This is a genomic window from Salimicrobium flavidum, assembly GCF_900156645.1.
GTDB lineage: Bacteria > Bacillota > Bacilli > Bacillales > Halobacillaceae > Salimicrobium > Salimicrobium flavidum.
Genome location: NZ_FTOC01000026.1, coordinates 1 through 2,363, shown reverse-complemented (window position 1 = coordinate 2,363; position 2,363 = coordinate 1). Strand labels below are relative to the sequence as shown.

Here is a 2,363-nt window from a genome sequence, read left to right as displayed (position 1 = left end):
CTTTCCTGGAAGCATAACGGGCAGAGATGACTCTGGGGCTTCGGTTCGACGCCGAGAATCCAGCCATCTTCCACACGTTCTCCCTCATCATTCAACGTAAAGGTTGGTAGGTGCAGGACATCTGTAGTAAACTGTTTATACAAGCAGATCTTCCTCTCTATCGATGTTTTGGTTTCGTCACCTTAAACATTAGAGGAAGATTCTGCTTTTTTCAATGTCAAGCACACTTGATTAGGGAGAGCCAAATATGTTCTATGATCGACTTATCCCGTAAACCGAATCTCTATGGAAAGAAAGTGACGCTTCGCCCTTTTCATTTGGAGGAAGACTACCCTTCCATCGTGAAATGTTTGAAAAACCCCGTCGTCCTGAAGTTGACCGGAAGCGATGAATCTTTTGACGAGGGGAAAGTAAAGGAATGGTACCAGACAAGAAATGACCAGACAGATCGACTGGATCTTGCTGTGATTGATAATGAAACAGACACACTCGTCGGCGAAGTCGTTCTCAACTTATATGAGGAAGACACGCACTCCATGAACTTCCGTATTTTGATAGGACCGGACGGACGCGACCGCGGGCTTGGAACAGAAGCGACGAAACTTTTTCTCGATCATGCGTTCAAAGAAACGGATCTTGATGCTGTCACCTTAAGCGTATTCGCTTTCAACCCGAGAGCTAGGCATGTATATGAATCACTCGGGTTCACCGTTACAAGTATCGACAAGGAGGACCTGGAGCATGAGGGAGAATGGATCGATTCGCTCAATATGACTCTGACCAGATCAGTATGGAAGCAGTCGCAAAAAATTTGATTTCCAAATGATCCATCCATCTCTTTTTTCCGTATGCTTGTTAAAGGAGGATCCCCCATGTACAAATATATATTGCTTTTGACACTACTCATACTGAGTGGATGCATGAGCTCATCCGGCGAAGATAAGAAAACGACAACAGATAAAGAAACAAAAGCTCAGACAGAGGAGAATACAGACATCCAACCTGTGACAAAAAAGGATTCCGATTACACGGAACCGATCATAAAAGATGAAAGGGAAGCTATTACTCCCTCCACATTATCCATACCTGCCATTGACGTCGAAGCGGACGTCGAGCATGTTGGGGTCGATGAACAAGGACGAATGGGAGTACCGGACGGCATGGAAAACGTCGCCTGGTTCGAACCGGGAACGAAGCCTGGAGCAGCCGGAAATTCCGTTATCGCAGGTCATGTCGATGATACCGTGAATCCCGCCGTTTTTTATGATTTGAAGAAGCTTGAAGCTGGAGATGAGGTTCTCGTTCAAAACAAGGAAGGCAAGACATTGACATTCGAAGTCACCGGAAAAGAAGTCTATGATCGTACCAACTCTCCTGTGAAAGATATTTTCGGTTACACTCATCGCAGCACTCTCAATCTCATCACTTGTGAAGGGGACTTCAATGAATCCATTAATGGTCGGGAGGACAGGCTTGTAGTTTATACAGAATTAAAAAGCTAATAGTACAATTTATGAAACCCTCGATGCAAACTAGGAATCGGGGGTTTTCACAAAAATTCAAACAACCATTTTTAATCTAATTAATGAACAAGGAAAAATATATAGAGAATTCATTCTACGAAAAGTTCAAGAAACGTTATAGGATAATAAATAAAGTATACATATAAGGCAAGAAACACCATGAAACCTATATTTATTGACATGATACTTTTGTAAGAAGTTACCCTAAACTGCAACCAGTAGCTCACTGCCCACAATGCATAAATTAAACCTACTACGATGTTTTCAGCTGTATAGGAATCGGGTTGTTGAACGAACCTTGTACCAAAAACCATGATTACTCCCAGTGCTAATAAAGGAATTAACAATAAAATATTTATAGCATTAATAACCGTATGCCTGATAAAGTCACCTCTTGCATTTCCCAAAATAATTTTTTGTTTTCATTATTACTACGATCATAAATGACATAAGAATTAAACAAGAGCAAAATCGACTTGACTTCTACAAGAAAGCAGTCAGAAACATCAAACAAACCATAGAAAAATAGGATGACTAATGAGAAGCAGTCTTTATTTTCAGAATAGCTTATTTTTTAAAGAAGCTCAAAATTATGTAAATTACGAATGTTATTGCGATTACCCCTAGAATTATATTACTTATAAAGATTTGTTGAGTCAGGGTCTCAACTTCAGCAGTCAATCGATTAATGCTATCTCTTATTTGTGCCTGGGTTCCTGACAGACCACTAATTGAACTTTCAATACCTCCCTCTTTATATTAATGTATTCTTAGAATTCCTTCGTTTTTCTTCCGTTTTCTTTCGATTCCCAGAAGCATGTGGTAGTCGTAGAATCCTCT

2 protein-coding genes are annotated in these 2,363 nt (G+C 40.5%); both read left to right on the top strand.

The window, feature by feature from the left end:
- Positions 1-254 precede the first annotated feature (254 nt).
- A complete protein-coding gene (locus BW944_RS14680; RefSeq protein WP_076560959.1) occupies positions 255-815 on the top strand; it encodes a GNAT family N-acetyltransferase in 561 nt (186 codons plus the stop codon).
- A gap of 57 nt (positions 816-872) precedes the next feature.
- On the top strand, positions 873-1,502 hold the full coding sequence (locus BW944_RS14675; protein ID WP_076560957.1) for a class F sortase: 630 nt from the start codon (positions 873-875) through the stop codon (positions 1,500-1,502).
- Positions 1,503-2,363: the final 861 nt, after the last annotated feature.